Origin of the sequence: Testudinibacter sp. 'clade 2' (assembly GCF_006227735.1) — a bacterium.
Taxonomy (GTDB): Bacteria; Pseudomonadota; Gammaproteobacteria; order Enterobacterales; family Pasteurellaceae; genus Chelonobacter.
Genome location: NZ_VDHB01000004.1, coordinates 22,382 through 48,323 on the forward strand (window position 1 = coordinate 22,382; position 25,942 = coordinate 48,323).

Sequence of the window (25,942 nt, forward strand, 5' to 3'; positions counted from 1 at the left end):
AAAACAGATTAAATTATACGGTCAGATTTAATTATTGCAACGATTAAAGCCGTTAAAAATGTTATTCAGTTAACATTTATTAAAATTTTTTTACTTTTTTATCACAATAAAATATGGATTGCTATTTTTCACTCAATACTGAAACCTAATTTATTGTTTATCCGTCTTGGACAAAATCACTAAATGCCTTTCGCCGACCAGTTCCGGCACAACCAATTTTATCTTTTGCTGTAACTGAAATTGCAGATCCAATTGCTGTAATTCGTCCGAATGATAAATTCCTTTCAAAGCATAAAAATGCCCAGATTGATCAAGCAAATGCTGACACCATTCAGTCATATCCTTTAACGAAGCAAATGCACGGCTGAGTACCCCGTCAAACCGCACTTCGGGTTGATATTGCTCCACTCGGCTTTGAATTGGCGTTACGTTAGTCAACCCTAACTGACGAATCACCTGGCGGATAAAGGTAATTCGCTTGCCTAAACTGTCTAACAAAAAATAGTGCTGATCGGGGTTAATAATGGCCAACGGAATCCCTGGCAGCCCGGGACCGGTGCCGACATCAATAAAACGTTTGCCTTGTAAATAAGGACTCACCACCAGGCTATCCAGAATATGTTTAATCAACATCTCGTGCGGATCCCGCACTGAAGTCAGGTTATAAGCCTTATTCCATTTATCCAATAATTCGACAAAGGCCACCAGCTGCTGTTTTTGCTGATCGGTGAGCGAAAGTGCGGTTTGCGCCAATAATTGATCTAATCGGTTATACAATGTCATTCATCACCACGTTTTAGCATGCCTTGCTTTTTTAAGTTAACCAGCAAAATCGAGATGGCTGCCGGCGTGACGCCTGAAATCCGTGATGCCTGTCCGATGGATACCGGACGATGCTGGATCAGTTTTAACCGCACTTCATTGGATAGTCCGCTGACTTTATCGTAATCAAACTCCACTGGAATCGCCGTGCTTTCATGCCGTTTATGCCGTGCAATTTCTTCATGTTGATGTTCAATATAGCCTTGATATTTGATTGAAATTTCCACCTGTTCTGCGGCTTCGACGTCGGCACATGCCGGTGCGAAAGCCGAAAGTGCGGTCAGTTTTTTATAATCCACTTCCGGGCGGCGCAACAGATCTTCACCACTGGCTTCACGGGTTAATGGCGTATTCAAAATACTATTCACTTCCGCTAAATGCGCTGATTGCGTGTGAATCCAAATTTGGCGCAGCCGCTGTTGTTCTTGTGCAATATTTTCCAATTTTTGATTAAAACGTGTCCAACGCGCTTCATCAATTAACCCCAATTCTCTGGCAATCGGAGTTAAACGCAAATCGGCATTGTCTTCTCGCAGCAACAGACGGTATTCGGCACGGGAGGTAAATACCCGATACGGCTCTTTGGTACCCAACGTGCAAAGGTCATCAACTAATACCCCCAAATAGGCTTGATCACGGCGCGGATACCAAGCCGGTTTTTGTTGTACAAATAAGCCTGCGTTGATCCCGGCTAACAAACCTTGCGCCGCCGCCTCTTCATAACCGGTGGTACCGTTGATCTGTCCGGCAAAAAATAAACCGTTGATCGCTTTGGTTTCCAACGATGGTTTCAGATCGCGCGGATCAAAATAATCATATTCGATCGCATAACCCGGCTTCATAATCCGGGCTTTTTCCAAGCCTTTCATTGAATTGACGATCCCCATTTGCACATCAAACGGTAAACTGGTTGAGATCCCGTTCGGGTAGATCTCATTGCTGGTCAAACCTTCCGGTTCTAAATAGATCTGATGGCTGTTACGCTCGGCAAAGCGCATCACTTTATCTTCGATCGACGGGCAATAACGCGGACCGATCCCTTCGATCACGCCCGCATACATCGGGCTGCGATCTAAATTAGCCCGAATTAGATCATGGGCTTTTTCATTGGTATGGGTGATGTAGCACGGAATCTGACGGGGATGTTGATCCACTGATCCCATAAAAGAGAATACCGGCAATACTGAATCACCGTGTTGTTTTTCCAATACTGAAAAGTCAATCGTGCGTGCATCCAGTCGTGGCGGAGTGCCGGTTTTCAGCCGATCAACCCGCAAATTCAGTTCGCGCAAGCGATCAGCCAACATGATCGACGCCGGATCACCGGCTCGACCACCGACATAATTCTGCATACCAATGTGGATCTTACCGGCTAAAAAAGTACCGGCGGTCAGGATCACCGAGCGGGCATGGAACGTTAGTCCCATTTTGGTTTTTACACCGCTGACACGATCTTGATCTAAGATAATATCGATCACTTCTTGCTGAAAAATATCTAAATTTTCTTGATTTTCCAGTGCGATCCTAACGGCCTGGCGATATAAAACCCGATCTGCTTGGGCACGGGTTGCGCGCACTGCCGGACCTTTACTACTGTTTAACGTCCGAAATTGGATCCCAGCTTGATCCGCTGCGATTGCCATCAATCCACCCATCGCATCGATCTCTTTCACCAAATGTCCTTTGCCGATCCCACCGATTGCAGGATTGCAAGACATTTGTCCTAGCGTATCAACATTGTGGGTTAATAATAGTGTTTTTAATCCCATTCTAGCAGGTGCAAGCGCTGCTTCGGTACCTGCGTGACCACCGCCAACGACGATCACATCATAACTGTCAGTATAAATCATAAAAAGCCTTGTTGATTTTGAGAACGATCGATGGATTCTGATCTATCGATTGTAAAATTGCGGGTTATTCTACTGAATTTAGTCGGATCGTTAAAGGAAATTTATCGTCACGATCCGCGATCTAAAACAGCGGTGTGAGAAAAGATCGTGAGCTATTAAATAAAGATCTTTTTATATATAAAGATCTTATTATTGTTATTATTAGGAGAGCTTGATCTTGTGAATAAGATCCTTTTTTTGTTTTAAAATAAGATCTTGCGATCCTTTGGTAGCTGTAGAGAAGATCGTGTTTTGTTCAAAATTTGTTGTGGATAAAAAGTGTTTTTACCCACAGGTAAAGTTGGCATTAATTTTATTCAAGTAAATAAAACAGCTTTTAAACAGATTTGATCTAAGTTATCCACAGCTGTTTTTTTTAAAGTTTTTGATAAATTTTCAATCTAAACATGATTTGCTCAGTTGATCGTATAAATTTGGCAGCCACTCGCCAGCTTGTTGATCATGATCGAGGCTTTGTAGCACATCAATTTTCAACGAGAGGCAACGTTTTTTTGCCTGTTTGTTTTGCAGGATCCGTTCGACTTTGTCAACCGCAAAACAAAAAGTATCATAATCTGAGTTACCGAGTCCGATAACTGAAAAATGCAGTTGATTAAGTTGATCAACTTCATTTTCGATATGTTCAAACAATGGGTATAAATTATCCGGTAATTCCCCGGCGCCGTGGGTAGAGGTGATGATCAGCCATTCACGATAATCTTGTATGGCTTGCCAATCAGGACCGTGCAAAAGTGCGGTTTTGTAACCTTGTTGTTGTAATTGATCTTCACAGTATTCTGCTAAATATTCAGCGCTGCCTAAGGTACTGCCGCTGATGATACAAATCGTATTTTTCATAATATTCCTGGTTAAACTATTACATTTTCCAATATCTCGGAAACAGTAGTACCAACATTGTGGTAATTTCTAATCGTCCTAACAACATACCGATCGACATCAGCCACTTCGCTGCTTCCGGAATGGTCGCAAAATTACCGCTTGGTCCGACGGTAGGACCCAGCCCCGGCCCGACATTACCGATTGCGGTTGCAGCACTGCTGAGGGCGTCTAGTGCGTTCATTCCGCTGATGGCCAGTAATACGCTGAGCAGAAAGATACTGATGAAATAACAAAATATGAAGGTAATTATCGCAAATAAAGTGTTATTTTGTACTTTTTTACCGTTATATTGCAGCAAATGTACACTGTTCGGATGAACTAATGTTTGAATTTGAATTTTTAACAAACTGAAAATAATTTGAAAACGGAAAATTTTAATCCCACCGGCAGTCGATCCGGAACAGCCGCCGATCAAAAAAGCAAATGCAAAAATGATTGTGGTAGCGCTAGTCCAGGTATCAAAATTGACTAAGGTAAAACCACTGGTAGATAAGATATTGATTAACGAGAAAAAACTGAAACGTAAACTGTCATTAAAATTAAAAATATGCTGCTGGTAAAGGTATCCGGTTAAAAATAAACCGGTGACCACAATAAACAGCGTAAAACCGACAATTTGTTGGTTATAGGCGATAATTTTAAAATTTCGTTTTTGTGCGGCTTGTAAAAACAGTAAAAAAGGCAATGATCCTAAAAACATAAACAATGCACAAACCCACTGTGCGGCATTGGAGAAATCGGCCAGCCCGGCATCGCGGGTGGAAAAACCACCGGTGGAGAGCGCAGCAAAAGTATGATTGATGGCATCAAAAAAAGACATTCCGCTCAACATAAAAGCAACAATGGATAAAATTGTCAGCAAAATATAGATTCGAATGATATTTTTAGCGATATCCTTCGTATGCGGGGTGCTTTTTTCCGACCAATCGGAGGATTCACTGCGGAACAAGGTCATACCGCCGACGTTTAAAAAGGGTAAAATTGCCACCGCCATCACGATCATCCCCAATCCACCAATCCATTGCAATGTGGAGCGCCACATCAACAAACTTGGCGCGGTGTTATTCAAATTGCTTAAGACACTGGAACCGGTGGTGGTTAAGCCGGACATCGTTTCAAAATAAGCATCTGTCAAAGAGATATGTTTAATAAAAATAAACGGTAAGGCACTAAAAAGCCCGACAGTCACCCAAATTAAGGTGGTCATCAGCAACATATCTTTTACCCGAAGTGCCATATTACTCGGTTTTTTCCAAGTCAACAGAAACGAAAAGAACAGAATGATGACAAATGATTGGCTGAATTCAGCTAATCCGTCACCGTTGGTGACAAGTGCGGTAATGATTGGTAACAGCAATAAATAGGCAATTTTATTCAGTACTGAACCTAGTGTGTAAAGGATAAAGGCTGAATTAAACATAATGAGGTTTATCGATTGGCTGAGATTTGTCATAGATTACGCCAACGAATCAGAAAAGCAAATTTATTGGTTTAAGTGATATGACAAATCAATTTTTATAGAAGTGTAGTGATCCACTAATTTCAAAATGCGGTAACGAATGTGAAAGATTATGTAATATAATTACACCCGTCCGCGCCGCTACAATAATGGCTTACCGCCCGTTTTTACAAAAATAACTTATTCGGGGCTGTTGAATTAGTGGATCACTACAATCCGCACCTAGCCGCACTCAATTAGATTAAATGTTAATTGCTTAAAATTGCAATATATCGTTCTAACTCTGCTATCTCATAACCCGCCACCAACGATAGAAATTCCGTTGGTTGTTGCTGGTGGTGGTAGTCATCGAAACATTGATAGTATTTTGCTCTGTCGCTGAATTTGATATCAATCGGTAAATAACCGCACTTCATCAATTCAAAATTCAACAATAGCCGTCCTGTGCGTCCGTTGCCGTCGATAAACGGGTGAATGCTTTCAAAGGCTAAATGCAGCCATGCTATCGCTTCTATCGGGTGCCGGTGCTGTAGTTTGTCGGCATAATCGGCAAGTAATGCGCCCATTTGTTCGGCGATTAAGTGCGGTTGTGTCGGTTCATTGTCTGCGCCCATGATTCGCACCGGAACACGCCTATACGCGCCTTTATTTTCTGCGTCGTTCATCAGCACCAGCGAATGAATCTCTTTAATGGTGCGCTCGGTCAATGGTTCACGGATTGCCACCAGCTCAAACAGATAATTAAAAGCGTCTTTGTAGCCGATAACTTCTAAATGCTCTCTGATAGGTTTTTCAGCAATGGTGATACCGTCACGCAAAATTAAAGCGGTTTCCCGTAGTGTCAGCGTGTTGCCCTCAATAGCATTTGAGTTGTAGGAAGATTCGATAATAAATTCTTCTTGCAGCCGTTTTAATTCTGCTGCACTCAAGGGGCGCAATGTAGATAATTGATTTTTTAACTCGTCAATGCGTTGTAGTTGATCTGCCATTTTATTAGCCTAGCCATGCTCAATTATTAAGGTTTATATACTCAATTATATTCCTCTTGTATAACTATACATTGTGAATATATTTTTAACTAAGTTTCGTCATATTTAACCATAATTGATCATACTGTACAAGCATACAGTTAACTTGTTGATTCGGTGACTATTGGCGCTGGTGCTTGGCTCTCTACATAGTCCGCCCACTGCTGCAACATTTCCGCTCTCTGTTTCAGTAAAACAGCACTTTTTGGGAGTAGATTTAGGGAATTGGGCAAATAGTATAGATCAGGGAACTAAAAAGGGAACTAAAAAAGTGACAAAGAATGATTAATCATGACGAACTATAACGAATGGATTTATTAAGAAAGCTTGATTTTACTGGGTTTTATCGGGTGAGATGAGGAGTTGCGAGGAACTATGATTAGTGGGTTGGCGGAAGATCATGGGAGTTGAACCCACCCGAGACTGCTGGCAGCCTCAACAGGATTTGAAGTCCTGCCGCTTCACCGGAAACGACGATCTTCCTTTGATTTTTGCGTTCGGTAGCAATATTGTACTGAATTTTAATTAAAATAGCATTAAAATCAAATCATTCTACCATGATAATTTTAACCGGTGCTGCTATGAATCCTCTTTATCGCTTATTGCCTTCCGTTGACAAAATATTGAGTACGCCGCAAGGAGAGCTGCTGATTGACCGTTTCGGGCATTCGGCGGTGGTGAATCAGTTGCGCAGTCTGCTGCAACAAGCACGTTTACATATTCAGCAGCAACAGCAATTACCGCGCTATTTCACTGATTTTTCAGTGTTGTATAAAAAACTGAGTCATGATTTGCAATTGCAGCGGCAGGTTGCGATTAAAAAGGTTCATAATCTGACCGGCACCGTTTTGCACACCAATTTGGGGCGAGCGTTGTGGGGCGAAGCAGCACAGCAGGCAGCGTTGGCGGCGATGTGCGAAAATGTGGCGTTGGAGTTTGATTTACAGCAGGGCAAACGCAGCCACCGCGATCACGCTATCAGTGAATTGCTAGCGCAGCTGTGCGGGGCACAAGCGGCTTGTATCGTCAATAATAATGCAGCAGCCGTGTTGTTGTTATTGGCGACATTTGCTTCGGGTAAAGAGGTTATTATTTCCCGTGGCGAGTTGATCGAAATCGGTGGTGCATTTCGTATTCCGGATATTATGCAGCAAGCCGGTTGCAAACTGGTGGAGGTCGGCACCACCAATCGCACCTGTTTAGCCGATTATAGCCACAATATTACCGAAAATACCGCACTTTTAATGAAAGTTCATTGCAGTAACTACCAAATTTGCGGTTTCACCGCAAGTGTTGCCGAAGCGGAACTGGCACAATTGGCACGGCAACACGGCTTGCCGTTGATCAGTGATTTGGGCAGCGGTGCGTTGCTTGATTTAAGCCGCTACGGGCTGCCTGCGGAGCCTACGCCACAAAAAATGTTGGCTGACGGGGTTGATTTGGTGTCGTTTTCCGGTGATAAGTTGCTTGGTGGACCACAAGCCGGGATTATTGTCGGCAACAAAGCATTAATCGACCGTTTGCAACAGCATCCGTTGAAACGGGTTTTGCGCTGTGACAAAGTGATCTTAGCCGGCTTGGAAGCCACATTACGCGACTATCTTTTTGCGGATACCTTAACCACAACCAATCCAACCTTGCGTTTGCTAACTCAGAATCTAGATGAATTACAGCAAATTGCTGAGCTACTGTTACAAAAACTACAGGAAAAACTGAGTGCTGACTATCAGTTGCAAATCGAATCCAGTTCGGCACAGCTCGGTAGTGGATCGCAACCGCTGCACCGTATTCCGTCACTTGCGGTGACGCTGCAACCGCACTCGGGCAAAAATGAGGAGTTAATGCAGTTGATCCGCTCGTTGAAACAGCTCAGCCAGCCGATTATCGGACGAATCGAACAGCAAAAATTGTGGCTTGATCTACGCAGCGTTGCCAATCCGCAACAACTTTTAACCATTTTGGACGAACTATGATTATTGTCAGCGCCGGGCATGTTGATCACGGCAAAACCGCACTTATTCATGCTTTGACGGGTACCGACACCACCCATTTGCCGGAAGAAAAAAAACGCGGCATGACGATTGATTTAGGCTATGCCTATCTGCCGTTGGCGAACGGTAACGTTTTGGGATTTATTGATGTGCCCGGGCATGAACGCTTTTTATCCAATATGCTTGCCGGACTGGGCGGCGTGGATTATGCCATGTTGGTTGTCGCTGCCGATGAAGGCATCAAACCGCAAACCGACGAACACTTAACCTTGCTCAAGTTATTGGATTTTAAACAAATTCTCTTAGTGATCACCAAAGCGGACAAGGTTACAGAAGCACAAGCTGTTCAACTGCAACAAACGCTGTTCCAGCGCTATCCGTTTTTGGCGCAAAGCAGGGGTAAAAGTGCGGTTTTTGTTACTTCTACGCTGTCTGGGCGGGGGATTACTGAACTGCGAGATTATCTTGCCACCCTGGTGGACAGCCAGCAAAGCGAGCAGCCGTTCCGTTATGCGATTGACCGGGTTTTTCACATTAAAGGTGCCGGAAAAGTCGTGACAGGTACTGCGTTTGCTGGGCAAGTGGCGTTGGATGATACGCTGTTTTTATCCACCAATTTGAAACAAGCGCTGCGGGTGAAAAATATCCATGCGCAAAATCAAGCGGCACAGCAGGGTCAGGCGGGACAACGTTTAGCCATTAATCTTGGTGCTGCAGAGCAACACAAAATTGAACGAGGCGACTGGTTGTTTTCGCATCATCAAGCCTATCGCAGTGATCGGATCACCTTGTTACTGGATCCGATTCAAACCTTGAAAGCCAGCCAGCCGATTCATCTTTACCACGCAGCTGCCCACACAGTCGGCAAATTGACCTTGTTGCAACAAAATGTGGCGGCAAGTGGTGAAAAAGTGTTGGCTGAAGTGGTGTTGCAAGTGCCGTTGTTTTTGCTGTTTGGTGATAAGTTGATTCTCCGCAGCGGCGACAACAAACAGACGCTTGCCGGGGCGAAAGTGTTGGAAATCAATTCACCGGCACGTTATAAACGCAGCGAAATGCGCTTGGCGTATTTGTGGCAGTTGGCAAACAGTCAAAACAGCCAGCAACGTTTGGCGCTATATTTGCAGCAGGGTTGTGTGGACAAAAGTGCGGTTTGCTGGTTGGAACAGCTAACTGATTCACAATTTTCACAACTGCAACAACAACTTGGTTTTGAAAGAGTGCGTCAATATCTGTTTGATCAAGATTATCGGCAGCAACAGCAGCAACGGTTGTTGCAAGCCGTACAGCTTTATCACCAGCAACACACCGATCAATTGGGGATTTCCAAAGCCCGCTTGCAGCGCATGGCGTGTTTGAAGCAGCCGATTGAATTGATTTACCATTTGATTGAGGCGTTGCTCGACGCTGGACAGCTGGCACAAACCCGTGGTTGGATACATCTGCCCGATCATAAAATTGAATTCACCAGTGACGAACAGCAGTTGTGGCAGCGGGTTAAACCGATTTTCAGCGCCGATAAACAAGCGCTGTGGGTGCGCGATTTGGCCAAAATGTTGGCGGTGGACGAGCAACAAATGCGCAATTTTTTATATAAAGCCGGTAAGCTCGGCTATTTGACCGCCATCATCAAAGACCGTTTTTTCCTGAGTGAAACCGTTGTGGCGTATGCTAGCCAAATTAAACAGCATATTCAGCAGCACGGCGCAATTTCAGTGAATGAATTGCGTGATCAACTGCAATTCGGGCGTAAAATGACAGTGCAATTGATCGAGTATTTTGATAAGTGCGGTTTTTTGCGACGCAAAGGGGATGTGCATTTGTTGCGTGACGGCGATATTTTTGAAGCTTAACCGCACTTTTATTCCTTTATGCTTAAAAAGTGGCTAAAATAAACGATTAACAGTTTTTATCCGGAAAAGTAAGAGAGATTTATGAGTATTTTAACCGTATTAAAATACCCCGATGAACGCCTGCGCAATAAAGCGGCGTTGGTGGACAACGTTGACGATGCAGTGCGTGCGATCATCGACGATATGTTCGACACCATGTATCACGACGAAGGCATCGGCTTGGCAGCCACCCAAGTGGATATTCACCGTCAAATTATCGTGATTGATATTGAAGGTGATAAACAGCAGCAAATCGTGTTGATTAATCCTGAAATTTTGGCTTCCTCGGGTGAAATCGGGATTGAAGAGGGCTGTTTGTCGATTCCCGGCTGCCGTGGTTTAGTGCCGCGCAAAGAAAAAGTGACGGTGAAAGCGTTAGATCGCCACGGTAATCCCTTTACTTTAGAGGCCGATGAGCTGTTGGCAATCTGTATTCAGCATGAAATCGACCACTTAAACGGCGTGTTGTTTGTTGATTATTTATCCCCGTTGAAAAGACAGCGGATCAAGCAAAAAATGGAAAAACAAAACCGTTTAAATGCAAAATAAAGCCGGTCAATAGCCTCTCGATTGAGAGGTTATTTGTTTTATCTCAATATTCTGACAATTTTTAGATGGCGTAGCACATTATGCAAAAACCCTTGAATATTATCTTCGCCGGTACGCCGGATTTTGCCGCACAACATTTGCAGGCGTTATTCAACAGCCAACACAAGGTGGTTGCGGTTTATACCCAACCGGATAAACCCGCCGGTCGTGGCAAAAAATTACAGCAAAGTGCGGTCAAACAGTTGGCAGAACAGCACAATTTGCCGGTTTATCAGCCAAAATCATTGCGTAATAGCGAAGCACAACAGCAATTAGCAGCACTGAATGCCGATGTAATGGTGGTGGTGGCATACGGTTTGCTGTTGCCGCAAGCGGTGCTGGATGCCCCGCGTTTTGGTTGCTTAAATGTACACGGTTCGTTACTGCCCCGTTGGCGTGGCGCAGCACCGATTCAAAGAGCGGTTTGGGCTGGCGATGCAGAAAGTGGCGTGACGATTATGCAGATGGATATTGGTTTGGATACGGGCGATATGCTGCACAAAGTTCGCTGTCCGTTAGCAGCCGATGAAACTTCAACGTCACTGTATCAAAAACTGGCGCAAATCGCACCGAATGCGTTGCTTGAGGTGTTGAACGGCTTGCAAAGCAGCAAATTTAAGCCGGAAAAACAGGACGAGGCGCATAGCAATTATGCGCAGAAATTAAGCAAAGAAGAAGCCAAGCTGGATTGGCAATTGTCGGCGGCACAATTGGAACGCTGTATTCGCGCGTTTAATCCGTGGCCGATCAGCTATTTAGTCACGCAAGACGGCAATCAACAAACGCAAAGTGTCAAAGTTTATCAGGCGCAAGTGCTGCCGTCGGTTGAAAAACAGCCCGGTACGATTTTGGCAGCGGATAAACAGGGGATTCAGATCGCCACTGCTGATGGGGTGTTGAATTTAACGTTGTTGCAACCGGCAGGGAAAAAACCGATGACCGCGCAGGAGCTGTTGAATTCGCGCCGTGATTGGTTCCCGATCGGCACTGTTTTGGCCTAAATGTTGTTTGGAATCGATTAGATGAAGCAGATTAAAAAAAACTTATCAGTCAGAGCGGTTGCCGCCCAAATTTTATTGCAGGTATTGGATCAAGGCAAATCGTTGTCAGCTTTGCTGCCTGACATGGCGCACCAAGTTAAACCCCAAGATCAACCACTATTACAAGAGATCTGTTTTGGCATTTGTCGAGTGTTGCCACGCTTAGAGCGGATTATCGGCTTATTGGTGCAAAAACCGCTGAAGGGCAAAACCCGGATTGTGCATTGTTTGCTGTTGGTGGGGCTGTACCAATTGTTGTATATGCGTATTCCGCCACATGCGGCAGTTGATGAAGTGGTGAATGCGGCAAGTGCCTTAAAAAACGACAGTTTTCGTTCGTTGCTCAATGGCGTGTTGCGGCGTTTTTTGCGTGAGCAGGCGGACATTTTAGCCATCGTGGATAAACATTGGCAAACGTTGCATCCGGAATGGCTGGTTAACCGTTTGAAGCAAGATTACCCGCAAGATTGGCGTGAAATCGTTGAAGCCAATAATCAAAAACCGCCGATGTGGCTGCGGGTGAATTTGCAACATTGCTCAACCCAAGACTATTTGGATCGGCTAATTCAGCAAGGCATTCAAGCCGAAATCTGCCCTGAGCAGCCCGCTTGTGCGATTCGCTTGCAAAGTGCGGTCAGCGTTAATCAGCTACCGCACTTTGAGCAAGGTTGGGTTACGGTGCAAGACAGCCATGCTCAATGGGCAGGATTGCTGCTACAACCGCAAGATCATGAATTGATTTTAGATGCCTGTGCCGCACCGGGCGGCAAAACTACGCATATTTTGGAGTTGGCACCACAGGCGCAAGTGATCGCCTTAGATGTGGAAGTGCATCGTTTGCAACGGGTTGAGCAAAACTTGCAACGGCTAAATCAACAGGCTGAAGTGATCTGTGGTGATGCCAGTCAGCCGCAACAGTGGCTGGCTGAGGGGGTGATGTTTGATCGAATTTTGCTCGACGCGCCTTGCTCTGCAACCGGGGTGATTCGTCGTCATCCAGATATTAAATGGCTGCGCCGTGAACAAGATATTGAGGCGTTGAGTGCGCTGCAACAACAAATTTTGACCGCACTTTGGGCACGTTTAAAGGTTGGCGGCACGTTGTTATATGCTACTTGTTCGGTGTTGAAACAGGAAAATCAACAGCAAATCGACCATTTTTTAGCACAGCATTGCGATGCGAAACGAGAAGCTATTTTTGGACAATCCTCTGCTATGCAATTTTTCCCGCAACAACAGGGCGGTGACGGCTTCTTTTATGCTAAATTAATCAAAAGGGCTTAATTTAGGGATAGGTTATGAAAATCATTATTCTTGGTGCGGGTCAAGTTGGTGGAACCTTGGCAGAAAATCTGGTCAGTGAAGATAACGATATTACTGTTATCGACAACAACCCAGAGCGCTTGAACCACTTGCAAGACAAATTCGATTTGCGCGTGATTCTGGGCAATGCATCTTCGCCCAGAGTGCTGCGTGAAGCCGGCGCTGCCGATGCCGATATGCTGGTGGCGGTCACCAGTTCCGATGAAACGAATATGGTTGCCAGCCAAATTGCCTATACGTTGTTCGGAACACCAAGTAAAATTGCCCGAATCCGTGAAAATGAATATCTGCGCGAGAAAGAGCGCTTGTTCCAGCCGGATGTGATTCCTATCGATCATATTATTGCCCCGGAAAAACTGGTGATTGACGATATTGCCCGTTTAATCGATTATCCCGGCGCCTTGCAAATCGCCCATTTTGCCGATGGACGCATCAGTCTGGTGGCGGTTAAAGCCTATTATGGTGGCCCATTGGTCGGTTATGCAATTTCGGCGTTGAAAGAGCATCTACCTCATTTGGATGCAAGGATTGTGTCGATAACCCGTCAAGAACGGGCTATTCGTCCACAAGCTTCGACTATTATTGAAGCGGGCGATGAAGTGGTGTTTATCTGTGCCACGCCTCATATTCGCGCCGTGATGAGTGAATTGCAGCGTTTGGAGCGTCCTTATCGGCGTGTGATGATTATCGGCGGCGGCAATATTGGTGCCGGTTTAGCAAAATATCTGGAAGACCGCTGTCGGGTTAAACTGATTGAGCGCAATCCGCAGCGGGCAGAGCAGTTGGCAGAAAAATTGTCTAAAACCTTAGTCTTTGCCGGTGACGCTTCTGACCAAGCGTTGTTGTTTGAAGAGCATATCGAGAATATTGATGTGTTCATTGCGCTGACCAGTGATGATGAAGCCAATATCATGGCGGCGTTGTTGGCAAAACGGCTGGGGGCAGCCAAAGCGATGGTGTTGATTCAACGGATTGCTTATTTAAATCTGATTCAGGGTGGTACCATCGATATCGGTTTTTCACCGCAGCAGGCTACTATTTCAGCATTATTGGGGCATGTACGCAAAGGTGATGTACGCAATGTAGTGGCGTTGCGTAAAGGCAATGCCGAAGCGATAGAGCTGGTGGCGCACGGTGATGTCGACACTTCGAATATCGTCGGGCGAAAAATTGCGGCACTGAAACTGCCGGCAGGTTGTATTATTGGGGCGATCTTGCGTGGCGAAGAGGTGATTATTGCCCATAACCATGTGGTGATTGAAGACAATGATCATGTGGTGCTGTTTTTAAGTGATAAAAAACAAGTTCCTGATATTGAAAAACTCTTTTTGCCTACGCCATTTTTTATTTGATTTGGCAATATGAGTGGAATAAATAAGCAATATAACCTATTTTATATTGCTTATTTACCAATATTATCATTAACGATAAAAAACGATTTTATCGAAATATAACTTTACATTTAAAACGTTATAACTATAATACCGCCCATCAATTGATTTGATGTTATTTTATACAAACACAAGGATTATTTTATGAGTATGATTAAAGAGTTTCGCGAATTTGCCATGCGTGGCAATGTGGTTGATATGGCTGTCGGTGTGATCATCGGTGGCGCTTTCGGCAAAATTGTCAGTTCATTGGTTGGCGATATTGTGATGCCGGTACTGGGCATTTTCACCGGCGGTGTTGATTTCAAAGACTTAAATATTGTGTTACAACAAGCGGTTGGTGAAACCCCGGCAGTGACGTTAAACTACGGTGCATTTATTCAAAACGTATTTGATTTCATCATCATTGCCTTTGCAATCTTTATGATGATTAAAGCGTTGAATAAATTAAAACGTGAAAAACCGGCCGAAGAAGAAGCACCGGCAGAACCATCAAATGAAGAAAAATTATTGACAGAAATTCGTGATTTATTGAAAAAATAATTAAACGATACGTTTTTAATAACCCTTTCGGTTGATACCGAAAGGGTTTTTTTGTTGTTTTTGACCAAAAGTTACAACAAACCGCACTTTAACTTGTCTAACTTTTATCATCGATGTGCTGATGACAAAGTTATATTTAAATTATTATTTAAAAATAAGGAGTTTGATAATGCAATTATCAACAGTAATCAAAAAAGTATTCTTGGCGGTGTTTACTGCGACCACACTTTTATCAACAGTTCCGGCACTAGCAGCTAATGATAAACCAACGGTTGCTAAAACCGTACAATTCAAAAAAGGTGAAAGCTCAGCAACTTATAAAGGAAGCGTAAAAGGTTATAACTATGACAGCTATTATTTTAGCGCTAAGAAAGGGCAAGTGCTGAACGCAGTGCTCGACAGCAACGCTCATGCCGAAATGGTGCTGTTTGATCGTGACGATTATGTGGTGGGGGACAGCTATGTGCTGCCGGAAAGCGGTAAATATGAAGTGCGGGTGTTGCAAATGCGCACTTTTGCTCGCCGCGGCACGGAATCGCCTTATACCTTAAAAATTGAGATTACGAATCAAGCTAACCAGCCTGTAGCCGCTGGGGATAGCCCACAGGAAGTCAACAAAGTGCTGTATGCCTGTCGTGATAACAAAGTGTTGGAAGTTGTCTACCTCAACACGCCAAACAACAGCTATGCGGTGATCAACCAAATGGGTGAAATGGTGCCGATGCAAAGCATCTCAATGGCATCAGGCGCAAACTATCAAGCCATCAATCCGGATTATGCTTATAAACTCTATACCAAAGGCAACACTGCAGATTTGGTCGGCGCCAATGACAGCCCGATTTTGAGTGATTGTCGCGCAGATTAATCTGGCAAAATGATGTTATCTACTATGCCACTCAAACAACAGCTAACAATATTACGGCAATGGTGTGGTGACATTTATTGGCGGGAAGCGATATTATGTGTTCCCGCCATTATTGTTGTTTTGGCATTCAGTTCATTGCTAAATCCAATTATGGCGGTGGTGATGATCAGCACCGCTTTTTCCGTTGGATTGGGGGCGTCTCACACCTTGTGTTCAATGCGTTGGGGGGCGATGATCGTTGCAGTTGCCGGCATGGCATTGGCGGCATTTGCTGGCTCATTGCTCGGTTTTTATCCATCTGTAGTGATGGTGATAACCGCACTTTTAGCCGCAGCTTGTGCAGCTATTGCCAGTTATGACAACAATTGGTGGTGGGTCATGTTGCAGATCATCATTGCTTTTCTGGTCGCTTCATATTTCCCGAACCATTTAGAACATGCCGTTTTGCGTACCGTGTTTGTGTTATTGGGCGGCGCCTTGCAAATTGGTTGTACCGCACTTTTAGCTCGGCTCATTCCTAACATTGCCGCTCCATTACCAACCACTAATCCGCTTGCCAGCAATCTCTCACTGCGTTTTGTCTGTGCAGGTGCAATTGCGGTTGCTTTGGCACTGTATACGGCACAAAGTATCAGTTTAAAAAATGATTACTGGGCACCTATGTCGGCTTTGCTGATTTTAAGACCTACTTCTCAAGATTCCCTGAAACGTGGTATCAACCGTTTAACCGGAACTGTCATTGGTTGCTGCATCGCTACCTTGATTATTTATCTGTTTCACGACAATTTCATAATTTTGTTGATCAGTTTGGTCATCACCGTTGGTCTGGCATTTGCAATGCAAAGAGCCCACTACGGGCTTTACAGCGGAACTGTTGCCGCCACTATCGTATTTTTAATCGCCATTGGTCACGGCGACCCCATAGCCACCACCGAACACCGCTTAATCGCCACCCTGATCGGCGGTGCCATCGCAATTATTGTTGGACGGGTTTTGCGGGTTTGATCATTCATTTTTACGATCCCGCTTCCAAAAATAATTCTAAAGTCGTTTAAAGTGCGGTAGTTGTTGCGATGATAAAGCTCTTTAATCTTGTAGCTGATCATTATGTCGTTAAACATACCGTTAGAATTGTTACTTCGTCTTAATCAAATTCCAAATTTTGGTTCAAGTGCGGTATTGCGCTTGCTTAAACAGGTTTCGGTGCAACAGTTGTTGGAATACGGGGCGGTAGAATGGGCGCATTTGGGGTTGGATTCGCGTCAGATTCAACGCTGGTTGCAGCCGAAAAAAGAGTATATCGAGCCGGTGTTGGCGTGGCAGGCGCAAAGTGCGGTCAATCAGGTGATCACAATTTTTGACGCTGACTATCCTTTTTTGCTGAAACAAATCGCCTCGGCACCGTTGATTCTTTACCTGCAAGGCGATCGCAACTTATTGCACCAGCGACAAATCGCGATGGTCGGCAGCCGTGATTGTTCGGATTATGGCGAATATTGGAGCCGCTATTTTGCTGCGCAATTGAGTCTGCAAGGTTATGTGATTACCAGCGGCATGGCGTTAGGGATAGATAGCTACAGCCACCGTGCAGCGCTGGAAAGCGGCGGTAAAACGATTGCGGTGTTGGGTAGTGGCTTGAATCGGATCTACCCAAAATGTAACCAGTCATTGGCACAGCAGATTATCGAACAAGGCGCGCTGGTTTCGGAATTTATTCCCAATCAAGCGCCGTTGGCAGAAAATTTCCCACGCCGTAATCGGATTATCAGTGGCTTGAGTTTGGGCACGTTGGTGGTTGAAGCCGATGTAAAGAGCGGTTCGCTGATCACCGCGCGTTATGCTTTGGAGCAAAATCGTGAGGTGTTTGCCCTGCCGGGGGCGGTTCAGAACCGATTTAGCCGTGGCTGCCACAGCCTGATTAAACAGGGCGCTTTGCTGGTGGAAAGTTATCAGGATATTTTGGAAAATTTATCCGCTTATCCATCACAATCCGAAATGTTAACACCTATTCACCCAGTTGTGCCTGACACAGCAAAAATTAAACCATCACCAATACAGCCAGTGCAACAACTTACAGAAAATGAGAAAAGTGCGGTGGCCTATCCCGAACTGTACCGCCATATTGGCTATCAAGCAATTAGCGCCGATGATTTGGCAACTGCACTTAATTTGCCGATTTCGGAGGTTCTTTCACAGTTGTTGGAATTGGAGCTGGAGGGGGCAATTTGTACGGTCAGCGGTGGTTATTGTCGGTGTTAGAAATACGTTGTTTTGTGTGTGTTAGTGTGTAGAATTAAAGGCTGAATTAGGTAGGATTATGCGATCAAGTGATCTAATTAAGGAACTTAAGGCAAACGGTTGTGAGTTTATTCGACATGGAAAAGGCGATCACCAAATTTGGTATTCTGCGAAAACCAATAAACGATTTTCTGTACCTCATCCCAAAATGAATTTACCGATCGGTACATTAAAATCGATTAAAAGATCAGCAGGCATTTAATCCCATATTTTAGGAGAAGAAGAGATGTTGTTTACCGTTGGAGTTGAATACCCTAAAAATGACAATGAGGCTTATGGAATGATAGTTCCTGCACTGTTTAATGAGCAGTATAGTTGCTTTAGTGCGGCTGATAGCGTTGAACAGATACCTGAAATGGTGAAAGATGCGATTACAATGATTTTGGCGGACATGCTTGAAAATGGCTTTGATGTGATGTCTATTCAAGATAACGGATTTATTGAATATCAAAAAGTAGGGGATTTTGATCATATTGATACTTGGTTGCTGATTGATGTTGATGTCAGTGAATATATGGGGAAAAAGCAGCGAATTAATATCAGCCTTCCGTCGTATTTGATTAATCGGATCGACACTAAAGTTGGTGCTAGTGGTGGTCGCTATCGTGATCGCAGCCATTTTTTAGCGGTGGCATCACAACATGAATTAAGTGCGTCGTCTTAAAATAGTTATCTTTTGCCGAGCAATCCGATTCGGGTTAAGATAGTGCTATTCATCACTATTATGGGTTAAACCATGACTAAATCCCCGCTTTTTGAAGCCCCGCACCATACCGAGTTTTGTCCAAAGTGCGGTGCGCCGTTGCAATTGAAACAAGGAAAAAAGGGGCTGTTTTTAGGTTGTTCGGCGTATCCTGCTTGTGATTATTTAAAACCGCTGCAAACAAGCGAAGCCAAAATTTTGAAGATTTTACCGCAGGCTTGTCCGCAGTGTGGGCATTCATTGGTATTGCGGCAAGGGCATTACGGCATGTTTATCGGTTGTAGCCATTTTCCGGAGTGTCATTATATTGCACACGAGCAAACTGAAACCAACGAGGCTCAACAGCAGTCGATTCCTTGTCCGGTTTGTGGTAAAGGATATTTACTGGCTCGGCGCGGGCGGCAAGGAAAAACGTTTTATGGTTGTGATCAATTTCCGCGCTGTCGTTTTAATCTGCCGCATAAACCGGAAACACAGCCTTGTCCAAAGTGCGGTTACAGCCTATCATTCCAACAGCAAGATGGTGGTTACCAATGTTGCAATAAAGCGTGTCGCCACCACTTTCAATGTGACTAGATTATGAATTACACCATTCCTCAATTAGCCAATTATATTAAACAACAACAGGTTATCGCATATCCGACGGAAGCGGTTTTTGGTTTGGGGTGCGATCCGCGCAGTGAAAGTGCGGTGTTGAAATTACTGGCATTAAAACAACGCCCGCTTGAAAAAGGGTTGATTTTGGTCGCACCGCACTTGGATTTGCTGCTGCCGTTTATCGATCAACGCCGATTAAGCCACGAACACTGGCAACGCTTGCAGGCGGAATATGATCGCCCGATGACTTGGCTGGTGCCTAAAAGTGCGCTTGCTCCCGTTTTTTTAACGGGTGAATTTGACAGCATTGCGATTCGTTTGTGTCGTCATCCGGCGGTGACCGCACTTTGTGAAGCGACGCAAACGGCACTGACCTCAACCAGCGCAAACCTAAGCGGCATGCCGCCTTGCCGCACGGCTCAAGAGGTGCGAGCGCAATTTGGTACCGATTTTCCAGTATTGCAAAGTGCGGTTGGCGGTGCGGAAAAGCCATCAGAAATTCGAGATATTTTGACCAACCAACAGATTCGAGCATAAATATGAGACAACAATTAACTGTCAGCCATGAGATTGAGCTGCAAGCCATTCAGGAAATCGATGCTGAGTTAATTTTTGATGCTATCGACCATAACCGCACTTATTTAGGGCGATGGTTGCCATTTGTGGCATTGACTCGCGAAGTGGCTGATTCTTTAGCGTTTATTCGCTCGTTGCAACATAAAAAAGCCGAGCAAGTATTCAAAATAAGCTATCGAGGTAAATTCGGCGGCTTGATTGGATTTAATATGGCGGATAGTCATAATTTAAAACTGGAAATCGGTTATTGGCTGATCGAATCGTTGCAAAAAAACGGGATTATCACGCGTTCGGTTGCGGCGCTGGTGGATTACGCATTCAGCGAATTAGCAATCAATCGAGTGCAGATCAATTGTGCCGTGGAGAATGTCGCCAGCCAAAAAATACCACAACGGTTGGGATTTATTTTAGAAGGTGTCCAACGTGATGGAATTTTATTAACGGATGGTCATTTCGTTGATTGTGAAATTTACAGTATGTTAAAACGAGAATGGAAAAGACTATAAATGAACAAATATGCCGTGTGGGGCAACCCGATAGCACAGAGTAAATCGCCTGAAATTCAGCAGCATTTTGCCCAACAGCAAAATATTACGCTGGATTATCAACGAATGTTAGGTGATGAAGTGCGGTTTGAACAGCAACTGGCGCAATTTTTTGCCTCCGGCGGACAGGGGTGTAATATTACGGCGCCATTTAAAGAGCGAGCATTCCGTTTGGCGGATTTGCACAGTGAACGTTGTTTAGTGGCGGAGGCTTGTAATACGCTGAAAAAATTGCCTGACGGACGCTTATATGCCGACAATACCGACGGAGCCGGGTTGGTGACGGATTTGCAGCGCTTAGGTTGGCTGCAACCACAACAGCGGATTTTGATTCTGGGTGCAGGCGGCGCAACCAAAGGCGTGTTGTTGCCGTTATTGCAAGCACAGCAGCAGATCACGCTGGCAAACCGCACTTTAGCCAAGGCACAACAACTGGCGGATAAATTTCAGTCTTACGGTAGCATTCGAGCAGTCGAATTGGATCAGATTCCCGTGAAGCCGTTTGATGTGATTATCAATGCCACTTCATTAGGGTTACAAGGAAAAGTGGTTGAAATTAAATCTAAAATTATGCAAAAGTGCGGTCTGGCATATGATATGCAATATGCCAAAGGTTCGGACACGCCCTTTATCGCTTGGGCGAAACAGTGCGGCACAACTCAAACCAGCGATGGCATTGGCATGCTGATCGGACAAGCAGCACACGCCTTTGAAGTGTGGTTTGGGGTGATGCCGGAGGTTTCAACGCTATTAAAAAATCTAAATTTGTGATCCAGATAGATTTTTGGTTATATTAATGTTACATAATGACGGTTATGTAAATATTTTCATAGTACAATCCCAGTGTATTAGATGGTTGTTATCTTTAATTTAAAACATAGGGAGCATATCATTATGAAAGAGATAAACAGCGGTGGCAGCAAGTTTTTACGCACAGTCGAATGGCTTGGAAATGCCTTACCACATCCCGTCATTCTATTCTTCTATTTTATTGTAATCCTACTTATATCTTCTGCACTGGGTGAATATTTTGGTGTATCAGTGTCCGATCCGCGTCCAGAGGGAGCTGCCGGACGCAGTGCGGATGGCATGATTTATGTAGTTAGTTTATTAAATCAAGATGGCATTATTAAAATTTTGACCAATTTAGTAAAAAATTTCACTAGTTTTGCGCCACTCGGTACGGTTTTAGTCGCCCTACTTGGGGTTGGAATTGCAGAAAAAGCCGGATTACTTTCTGCTGGAATGCGTCTAGTTGTGATGAAAGCACCCAAAAAATTGACAACTTTAGCGATTGTTTTTGCAGGAATTATGTCGAATACTGCGGCAGAATTAGGATATGTGGTATTAATTCCGTTGTCGGCTATTATTTTTCACTCGTTAGGGCGGCATCCGTTAGCCGGTTTAGCGGCAGCTTTTGCCGGAGTATCGGGTGGATATTCTGCCAATTTATTACTTGGCACCATTGATCCACTATTAGCCGGGATAACTCAACAGGCAGCACAAATTATTGATCCGAACTATACTGTTGGTGTTGAGGCTAATTGGTATTTTATGTTTGTCAGCACTTTTGTGATTTCAATTATCGGTTACTGGATCACCGAAAAGGTGGTCGAGCCGCAATTAGGACCTTATAATGTAACTTTAGGCAGTGATGAAATCGCAGCAAAGCAATCCTCTCAATTAACCTCGATAGAAAAGAAAGCCTTATATTATGCAACAGTCACTTTTCTGTTTTTATGCGTTTTATTGGCATTAAGTGTGATACCGGAAAATGGTATGTTGCGGGATCCACAAACAAAATTAGTTAGCGGTTCGCCATTTTTAAAATCAATAGTCGTATTTATTTTTATATTGTTTGCTATTCCTGGTATTGTTTATGGTTGGATAGCAAAAACAATACGCACAAATAAAGATGTGGTTGATGCTATGGCGGAATCCATGAGTACACTAGGTTTATATTTGGTGATTATTTTCTTTGCGTCTCAATTTGTCGCGTTTTTCAATTGGACTAATATTGGTCAAGTTATTGCGGTAAAAGGTGCTAATTTCTTAAATGAAATAGGATTACATGGTGGTTTGCTGTTCATTGGGTTTATTTTAATTTGCGCTCTTATTAATTTAATGATTGGCTCTGCTTCTGCACAGTGGGCAGTTACAGCCCCGATTTTTGTGCCAATGCTAATGTTGGCAGGTTATTCACCGGAAATTATTCAAGCGGCTTATCGTATTGGTGATTCTGTAACCAATATTATTACGCCGATGATGAGTTATTTCGGTTTAATTATGGCAACAGTAATCAAATATCGTAAGGATGCTGGAGTAGGAACCTTGGTTTCTATGATGTTGCCGTATTCGATAGCATTTTTAGCAGCGTGGTCAACATTGTTTTTCTTATGGGTATTTATCTTTGGTTTACCTGTTGGTCCTGGATCACCAATTCATTACCCTAGTTGAATATAAAATAAAGGCTCAAAATTAAATCAAAATTTTGAGCCTTTTGCTTCAGATATGAGTTTTAAAATTTACCCAAAAACTTTAAACCGCTGTTCATCATCCATATAGGTTTTTTCACCGGCGGTGGCTTCGATGCTGCCGAATGGCATTTGGGCTCGTAGTTTCCAGCTTGCCGGAATGCCCCAAGTTTTGGCAACAGTTTCGTCGATAATTGGGTTGTAATGTTGTAAGGTTGCACCTACTCCGGCTTCTGCTAAGGCTAACCAAACTGCATACTGTGCGATGCCGCTGGCTTGTTCTGACCAAATGGGGAAGTTGTCGGCATAAGCAGCGAATTGCTGTTGCAAGCCGGTTACCACGTCTTGATCTTCAAAATATAATACAGTACCGAAACCGGCTTTAAAGCAGTTGTTTACTTTGGTCTCTGTGGCGGCAAAAGCTTCTGCCGGGATCATGCTGCGTAATGTATCTAATACAATGTTCCATAGCCTTTCATGTTCTGCACCGAACAAAATAACTGCGCGGGAAGATTGTGAGTTGAAAGAGGACGGCGCTTCGCGCACAGCGTCTTTAATTAAAGCAGTAAGTTGATCTTGTGATAATGTAACATTTTTACCGATACTATAAATTGAGCGGCGATTTTTTTGTAATGCGTTAAATTTAGACATGGTATTTTCTCCTGATTAAATGGCTGTTTTTAGCATCTTATTTTGAATAATTGCAGTTGTAAATGGCGAAAATGTTGATGCATCATTTTATCACAGGAAATAATCAGGTATAAAAGTGCGGTTTGTAAGATAATTAAATAGCAATTAAAGCAATTTAATGGTGATTTTTTAAAGCAAGGTACTTTTTTTAAATGAAAATTTACTATATAGTTCTCACCGTTAGATATTATCTATTCTTATTCTTTAAATAATGACAATAACTTTAGGAGGTTGAGGTATGTCTCAACATAATGCAGGTATGCCGTCTTCACGTGAGACATTTTCCGGGCGCCGTGCTTTTATTTTTGCGGCGATTGGTTCCGCTGTTGGGCTGGGAAACATTTGGCGTTTCCCTTATGTAGCTTATGAGAACGGGGGTGGTGCATTTATTTTACCTTATGTTGTCGCATTGTTAACGGCAGGGATTCCACTCCTGTTTTTGGATTATGCGATCGGGCACAAATATCGTGGTTCTCCGCCACTGGCATTTCGTCGTTTATTTGGCGGCATGGAAACTATCGGTTGGTGGCAGGTGATGATTTGCGTGATCATCGGCTTATATTATGCCGTGATTATCGGTTGGGCCACATCTTATACTTTCTTTTCGATTAATCATAGTTGGGGTGCGGATCCAAGCAGCTTCTTCTTTAATGATTACTTGAAGATGTCGAGTGAGCCGGGTGTTAGTTTTGACTTTGTGGCATCGGTAACCTGGCCTTTGTTGGCGGTTTGGTTGGTTTCTATCGGCATTTTGGCATTAGGGGTACAAAAGGGTATCGCAAAATCGTCATCAATTTTTATTCCATTATTGTTGTTGATGTTCCTTATTTTGGTGGTACGTTCGCTATTTTTACCGGGCGCGGTGCAAGGGTTGGATACGTTGTTTACACCGGATTGGTCAAAATTAAGTGATGCTTCGGTTTGGGTGGCTGCATACGGGCAGATCTTCTTCTCATTGTCAGTAGGTTTCGGCATTATGTTGACTTATTCGTCTTATCTGAAGAAAAAAGAAGACTTGACGGGTTCTGGCTTGGTGGTGGGTTTTGCTAACAGCAGCTTTGAAGTATTGGCGGGTATTGGGGTGTTTGCAGCACTTGGTTTTATGGCAGCAGCGGCAGGTAAGCCGGTTTCTGAGGTGGCAGCCTCCGGTATTGGGCTGGCATTTATTGCCTTTCCAACAATTATTTCTCAAGCACCATTTGGCGAATTAATTGGAATTTTATTCTTCGGTTCGTTAGTATTTGCCGGCTTGACTTCGCTTATTTCAATTTTAGAAGTTATCATTGCATCAGTGCAAGACAAATTGGGAATGGGACGAGTGAAAGCAACACTGATTGTTAGTGTGCCAATGATGTTGGTTTCAGTTTTATTATTTCCAACGACAACCGGATTGTCGCTGCTCGATGTGGTCGATTCCTATGTTAATAACTTTGGTATTGTGGCGGTTGCGTTGATTTCTGTCGTGTTCTTGGTTGCTGGTATCAGCGCATTGCCAAGTTTACGCAATCATTTAAATGCCACTTCTTCATTTCGCTTAGGGCGTAAATGGCAACTCTTTGTAGGTGGTGTAACCCCGGTTATGCTGGGCTATATTTTAATTACCGAGATTGTAAAACGTCTGTCAGAAGGCTATGGCGGTTATCCGACTTGGTTTGTGAATACCTTTGGTTGGGGCATGGCAATCGGGATCGTGGTGGTTTCATTTTTGCTATCGCGTTTGAATTGGTCAAAACGCTCCGGATTATATCAGCATGATATTGATGGTGCGCCAGTGGCACCACCGATTTTGGATCGTCAATTGGATTATAAAGTGATTAAATTACGTGAATCCGCTGGTTTGAGTGTAGCAACGCAAGATGGACCGGTTAATCAAATGACGGATAAAGAGTAATAGGAGAAGAAAAATGAGTACTTCAGCAATTATTATGATGGTTATTGCGTTAGTGATTATCTGGGGTGGATTGATTGTGGCAGTGAAGCGCTTGCCGGAAGAGAAATCCGAAGATTAAATATTAAGCAATAAAAATCGGCGATAACCTGCAATTGAGCAAGTTATCGCCTTTTTTATACCCAAAGAGCTGTGTTTCGGATAAAAAACCACCGCTTGATAAAAAACAGAAAAAAAGTGAGAAAAAGGGGTTGCAAAGAATTTCTGAATGTCTATAATGCGCACCTCACAACGACGCAGCGTTCTGAATGGAAGTTGGTTGGTTGTGACTGTTCTTTAACAATATATCAGACAATCTGTGTGGGCACTTGTGCAAGACATTGGTGAAGTCTTACTGAGTTTCAGTAGGACGTAAAAAATAAACTAAAGTCTTAATGAGT

At 43.8% G+C, this 25,942-nt stretch carries 24 protein-coding genes, 1 tRNA gene and 1 pseudogene; 19 read left to right on the top strand and 7 right to left on the bottom strand.

Features of this window, described 5'->3' with window-relative positions:
* Positions 1-150 precede the first annotated feature (150 nt).
* The 6 genes from rsmG to FHQ30_RS13190 form a co-directional block, all read right to left on the bottom strand.
* On the bottom strand, positions 151-783 hold the full coding sequence (gene rsmG / locus FHQ30_RS00505; protein WP_139610664.1) for a 16S rRNA (guanine(527)-N(7))-methyltransferase RsmG: 633 nt from the start codon (positions 781-783) through the stop codon (positions 151-153).
* Positions 780-2,672, bottom strand: coding sequence for a tRNA uridine-5-carboxymethylaminomethyl(34) synthesis enzyme MnmG (mnmG, locus tag FHQ30_RS00510; protein ID WP_139610665.1), 1,893 nt, complete (start codon positions 2,670-2,672; stop codon positions 780-782). The genes rsmG and mnmG overlap by 4 nt, the downstream gene beginning before the upstream one ends.
* 435 nt (positions 2,673-3,107) lie before the next feature.
* Entirely contained in the window at positions 3,108-3,569 is a 462-nt protein-coding gene (gene mioC, locus FHQ30_RS00515; RefSeq protein WP_139610666.1) for an FMN-binding protein MioC, read from the bottom strand.
* Between the two features lie 19 nt (positions 3,570-3,588).
* Entirely contained in the window at positions 3,589-5,064 is a 1,476-nt protein-coding gene (locus tag FHQ30_RS00520; RefSeq protein WP_267963768.1) for a TrkH family potassium uptake protein, read from the bottom strand.
* A gap of 254 nt (positions 5,065-5,318) precedes the next feature.
* Positions 5,319-6,059, bottom strand: coding sequence for a Fic family protein (locus FHQ30_RS00525; RefSeq protein ID WP_139610667.1), 741 nt, complete (start codon positions 6,057-6,059; stop codon positions 5,319-5,321).
* Positions 6,060-6,486: 427 nt separating this feature from the next.
* A tRNA-Sec gene (locus tag FHQ30_RS13190) sits at positions 6,487-6,581 on the bottom strand.
* Between the two features lie 98 nt (positions 6,582-6,679).
* Here FHQ30_RS13190 and selA point away from each other — a divergent pair.
* The 17 genes from selA to FHQ30_RS00610 all read left to right on the top strand — a co-directional run bounded on the left by selA (position 6,680) and on the right by FHQ30_RS00610 (position 22,907).
* On the top strand, positions 6,680-8,071 hold the full coding sequence (gene selA, locus FHQ30_RS00530) for an L-seryl-tRNA(Sec) selenium transferase (RefSeq protein WP_139610668.1): 1,392 nt from the start codon (positions 6,680-6,682) through the stop codon (positions 8,069-8,071).
* A complete protein-coding gene (gene selB / locus FHQ30_RS00535; RefSeq protein ID WP_139610669.1) occupies positions 8,068-9,942 on the top strand; it encodes a selenocysteine-specific translation elongation factor in 1,875 nt (624 codons plus the stop codon). Before selA ends, selB begins: the two co-directional genes overlap by 4 nt.
* 81 nt (positions 9,943-10,023) lie before the next feature.
* Complete coding sequence (gene def / locus FHQ30_RS00540; RefSeq protein WP_139610670.1) at positions 10,024-10,530, top strand: peptide deformylase; 507 nt, start codon at positions 10,024-10,026, stop codon at positions 10,528-10,530.
* 80 nt (positions 10,531-10,610) lie between these two features.
* On the top strand, positions 10,611-11,570 hold the full coding sequence (gene fmt / locus FHQ30_RS00545) for a methionyl-tRNA formyltransferase (RefSeq protein ID WP_139610671.1): 960 nt from the start codon (positions 10,611-10,613) through the stop codon (positions 11,568-11,570).
* Positions 11,571-11,591: 21 nt separating this feature from the next.
* Complete coding sequence (gene rsmB / locus FHQ30_RS00550) at positions 11,592-12,893, top strand: 16S rRNA (cytosine(967)-C(5))-methyltransferase RsmB (RefSeq protein ID WP_139610672.1); 1,302 nt, start codon at positions 11,592-11,594, stop codon at positions 12,891-12,893.
* Positions 12,894-12,907: 14 nt separating this feature from the next.
* Positions 12,908-14,284: a Trk system potassium transporter TrkA gene (gene trkA, locus FHQ30_RS00555; protein ID WP_139610673.1), complete on the top strand. Its 1,377-nt coding sequence runs from the start codon at positions 12,908-12,910 to the stop codon at positions 14,282-14,284.
* Between the two features lie 183 nt (positions 14,285-14,467).
* Complete coding sequence (gene mscL, locus FHQ30_RS00560) at positions 14,468-14,866, top strand: large-conductance mechanosensitive channel protein MscL (RefSeq protein ID WP_139610674.1); 399 nt, start codon at positions 14,468-14,470, stop codon at positions 14,864-14,866.
* Positions 14,867-15,035: 169 nt separating this feature from the next.
* On the top strand, positions 15,036-15,731 hold the full coding sequence (locus FHQ30_RS13395) for a c-type lysozyme inhibitor (protein WP_267963769.1): 696 nt from the start codon (positions 15,036-15,038) through the stop codon (positions 15,729-15,731).
* Between the two features lie 9 nt (positions 15,732-15,740).
* Positions 15,741-16,736: an FUSC family protein gene (locus FHQ30_RS00570; RefSeq protein WP_139610675.1), complete on the top strand. Its 996-nt coding sequence runs from the start codon at positions 15,741-15,743 to the stop codon at positions 16,734-16,736.
* A gap of 102 nt (positions 16,737-16,838) precedes the next feature.
* A complete protein-coding gene (gene dprA / locus FHQ30_RS00575; RefSeq protein ID WP_139610676.1) occupies positions 16,839-17,990 on the top strand; it encodes a DNA-processing protein DprA in 1,152 nt (383 codons plus the stop codon).
* A 58-nt stretch (positions 17,991-18,048) separates the two neighbouring features.
* Positions 18,049-18,231: a type II toxin-antitoxin system HicA family toxin gene (locus FHQ30_RS00580; RefSeq protein ID WP_139610677.1), complete on the top strand. Its 183-nt coding sequence runs from the start codon at positions 18,049-18,051 to the stop codon at positions 18,229-18,231.
* A 24-nt stretch (positions 18,232-18,255) separates the two neighbouring features.
* The gene (locus FHQ30_RS00585) at positions 18,256-18,693 is read left to right on the top strand and encodes a type II toxin-antitoxin system HicB family antitoxin (RefSeq protein ID WP_139610678.1); all 438 of its coding nucleotides are present in this window, start codon (positions 18,256-18,258) and stop codon (positions 18,691-18,693) included.
* Positions 18,694-18,765: 72 nt separating this feature from the next.
* Positions 18,766-19,308, top strand: a complete 543-nt coding sequence (locus tag FHQ30_RS00590) for a DNA topoisomerase family protein (protein WP_139610679.1) — start codon at positions 18,766-18,768, stop codon at positions 19,306-19,308.
* Positions 19,309-19,311: 3 nt separating this feature from the next.
* The gene (gene tsaC / locus FHQ30_RS00595; protein ID WP_139610680.1) at positions 19,312-19,866 is read left to right on the top strand and encodes an L-threonylcarbamoyladenylate synthase type 1 TsaC; all 555 of its coding nucleotides are present in this window, start codon (positions 19,312-19,314) and stop codon (positions 19,864-19,866) included.
* A gap of 2 nt (positions 19,867-19,868) precedes the next feature.
* Positions 19,869-20,411, top strand: coding sequence for a GNAT family N-acetyltransferase (locus FHQ30_RS00600; protein WP_139610681.1), 543 nt, complete (start codon positions 19,869-19,871; stop codon positions 20,409-20,411).
* Positions 20,412-21,221, top strand: coding sequence for a shikimate dehydrogenase (gene aroE, locus FHQ30_RS00605; protein ID WP_139610682.1), 810 nt, complete (start codon positions 20,412-20,414; stop codon positions 21,219-21,221).
* Between the two features lie 123 nt (positions 21,222-21,344).
* On the top strand, positions 21,345-22,907 hold the full coding sequence (locus FHQ30_RS00610) for an AbgT family transporter (protein ID WP_139610683.1): 1,563 nt from the start codon (positions 21,345-21,347) through the stop codon (positions 22,905-22,907).
* Positions 22,908-22,975: 68 nt separating this feature from the next.
* On the opposite strand, the gene FHQ30_RS00615 is transcribed toward FHQ30_RS00610, so the two are convergent.
* Positions 22,976-23,575, bottom strand: a complete 600-nt coding sequence (locus FHQ30_RS00615) for a nitroreductase family protein (RefSeq protein ID WP_139610684.1) — start codon at positions 23,573-23,575, stop codon at positions 22,976-22,978.
* 277 nt (positions 23,576-23,852) lie between these two features.
* Here FHQ30_RS00615 and FHQ30_RS00620 point away from each other — a divergent pair.
* Together FHQ30_RS00620 and FHQ30_RS00625 are read left to right on the top strand one after the other, a co-directional pair.
* Positions 23,853-25,340, top strand: a pseudogene (locus FHQ30_RS00620) (sodium-dependent transporter); the annotation flags it as partial.
* 178 nt (positions 25,341-25,518) lie between these two features.
* Positions 25,519-25,623, top strand: a complete 105-nt coding sequence (locus FHQ30_RS00625) for a methionine/alanine import family NSS transporter small subunit (RefSeq protein WP_139610686.1) — start codon at positions 25,519-25,521, stop codon at positions 25,621-25,623.
* The last annotated feature ends 319 nt before the right edge of the window (positions 25,624-25,942 follow it).

Coding starts and splice junctions, on each gene's coding strand:
- rsmG (WP_139610664.1), bottom strand. CDS start 783: ATGACATTGTATAACCGATTAGATCAATTATTGGCGCAAACCGCACTT.
- mnmG (WP_139610665.1), bottom strand. CDS start 2,672: ATGATTTATACTGACAGTTATGATGTGATCGTCGTTGGCGGTGGTCAC.
- mioC (WP_139610666.1), bottom strand. CDS start 3,569: ATGAAAAATACGATTTGTATCATCAGCGGCAGTACCTTAGGCAGCGCT.
- FHQ30_RS00520 (WP_267963768.1), bottom strand. CDS start 5,064: ATGACAAATCTCAGCCAATCGATAAACCTCATTATGTTTAATTCAGCC.
- FHQ30_RS00525 (WP_139610667.1), bottom strand. CDS start 6,059: ATGGCAGATCAACTACAACGCATTGACGAGTTAAAAAATCAATTATCT.
- selA (WP_139610668.1), top strand. CDS start 6,680: ATGAATCCTCTTTATCGCTTATTGCCTTCCGTTGACAAAATATTGAGT.
- selB (WP_139610669.1), top strand. CDS start 8,068: ATGATTATTGTCAGCGCCGGGCATGTTGATCACGGCAAAACCGCACTT.
- def (WP_139610670.1), top strand. CDS start 10,024: ATGAGTATTTTAACCGTATTAAAATACCCCGATGAACGCCTGCGCAAT.
- fmt (WP_139610671.1), top strand. CDS start 10,611: ATGCAAAAACCCTTGAATATTATCTTCGCCGGTACGCCGGATTTTGCC.
- rsmB (WP_139610672.1), top strand. CDS start 11,592: ATGAAGCAGATTAAAAAAAACTTATCAGTCAGAGCGGTTGCCGCCCAA.
- trkA (WP_139610673.1), top strand. CDS start 12,908: ATGAAAATCATTATTCTTGGTGCGGGTCAAGTTGGTGGAACCTTGGCA.
- mscL (WP_139610674.1), top strand. CDS start 14,468: ATGAGTATGATTAAAGAGTTTCGCGAATTTGCCATGCGTGGCAATGTG.
- FHQ30_RS13395 (WP_267963769.1), top strand. CDS start 15,036: ATGCAATTATCAACAGTAATCAAAAAAGTATTCTTGGCGGTGTTTACT.
- FHQ30_RS00570 (WP_139610675.1), top strand. CDS start 15,741: ATGATGTTATCTACTATGCCACTCAAACAACAGCTAACAATATTACGG.
- dprA (WP_139610676.1), top strand. CDS start 16,839: ATGTCGTTAAACATACCGTTAGAATTGTTACTTCGTCTTAATCAAATT.
- FHQ30_RS00580 (WP_139610677.1), top strand. CDS start 18,049: ATGCGATCAAGTGATCTAATTAAGGAACTTAAGGCAAACGGTTGTGAG.
- FHQ30_RS00585 (WP_139610678.1), top strand. CDS start 18,256: ATGTTGTTTACCGTTGGAGTTGAATACCCTAAAAATGACAATGAGGCT.
- FHQ30_RS00590 (WP_139610679.1), top strand. CDS start 18,766: ATGACTAAATCCCCGCTTTTTGAAGCCCCGCACCATACCGAGTTTTGT.
- tsaC (WP_139610680.1), top strand. CDS start 19,312: ATGAATTACACCATTCCTCAATTAGCCAATTATATTAAACAACAACAG.
- FHQ30_RS00600 (WP_139610681.1), top strand. CDS start 19,869: ATGAGACAACAATTAACTGTCAGCCATGAGATTGAGCTGCAAGCCATT.
- aroE (WP_139610682.1), top strand. CDS start 20,412: ATGAACAAATATGCCGTGTGGGGCAACCCGATAGCACAGAGTAAATCG.
- FHQ30_RS00610 (WP_139610683.1), top strand. CDS start 21,345: ATGAAAGAGATAAACAGCGGTGGCAGCAAGTTTTTACGCACAGTCGAA.
- FHQ30_RS00615 (WP_139610684.1), bottom strand. CDS start 23,575: ATGTCTAAATTTAACGCATTACAAAAAAATCGCCGCTCAATTTATAGT.
- FHQ30_RS00625 (WP_139610686.1), top strand. CDS start 25,519: ATGAGTACTTCAGCAATTATTATGATGGTTATTGCGTTAGTGATTATC.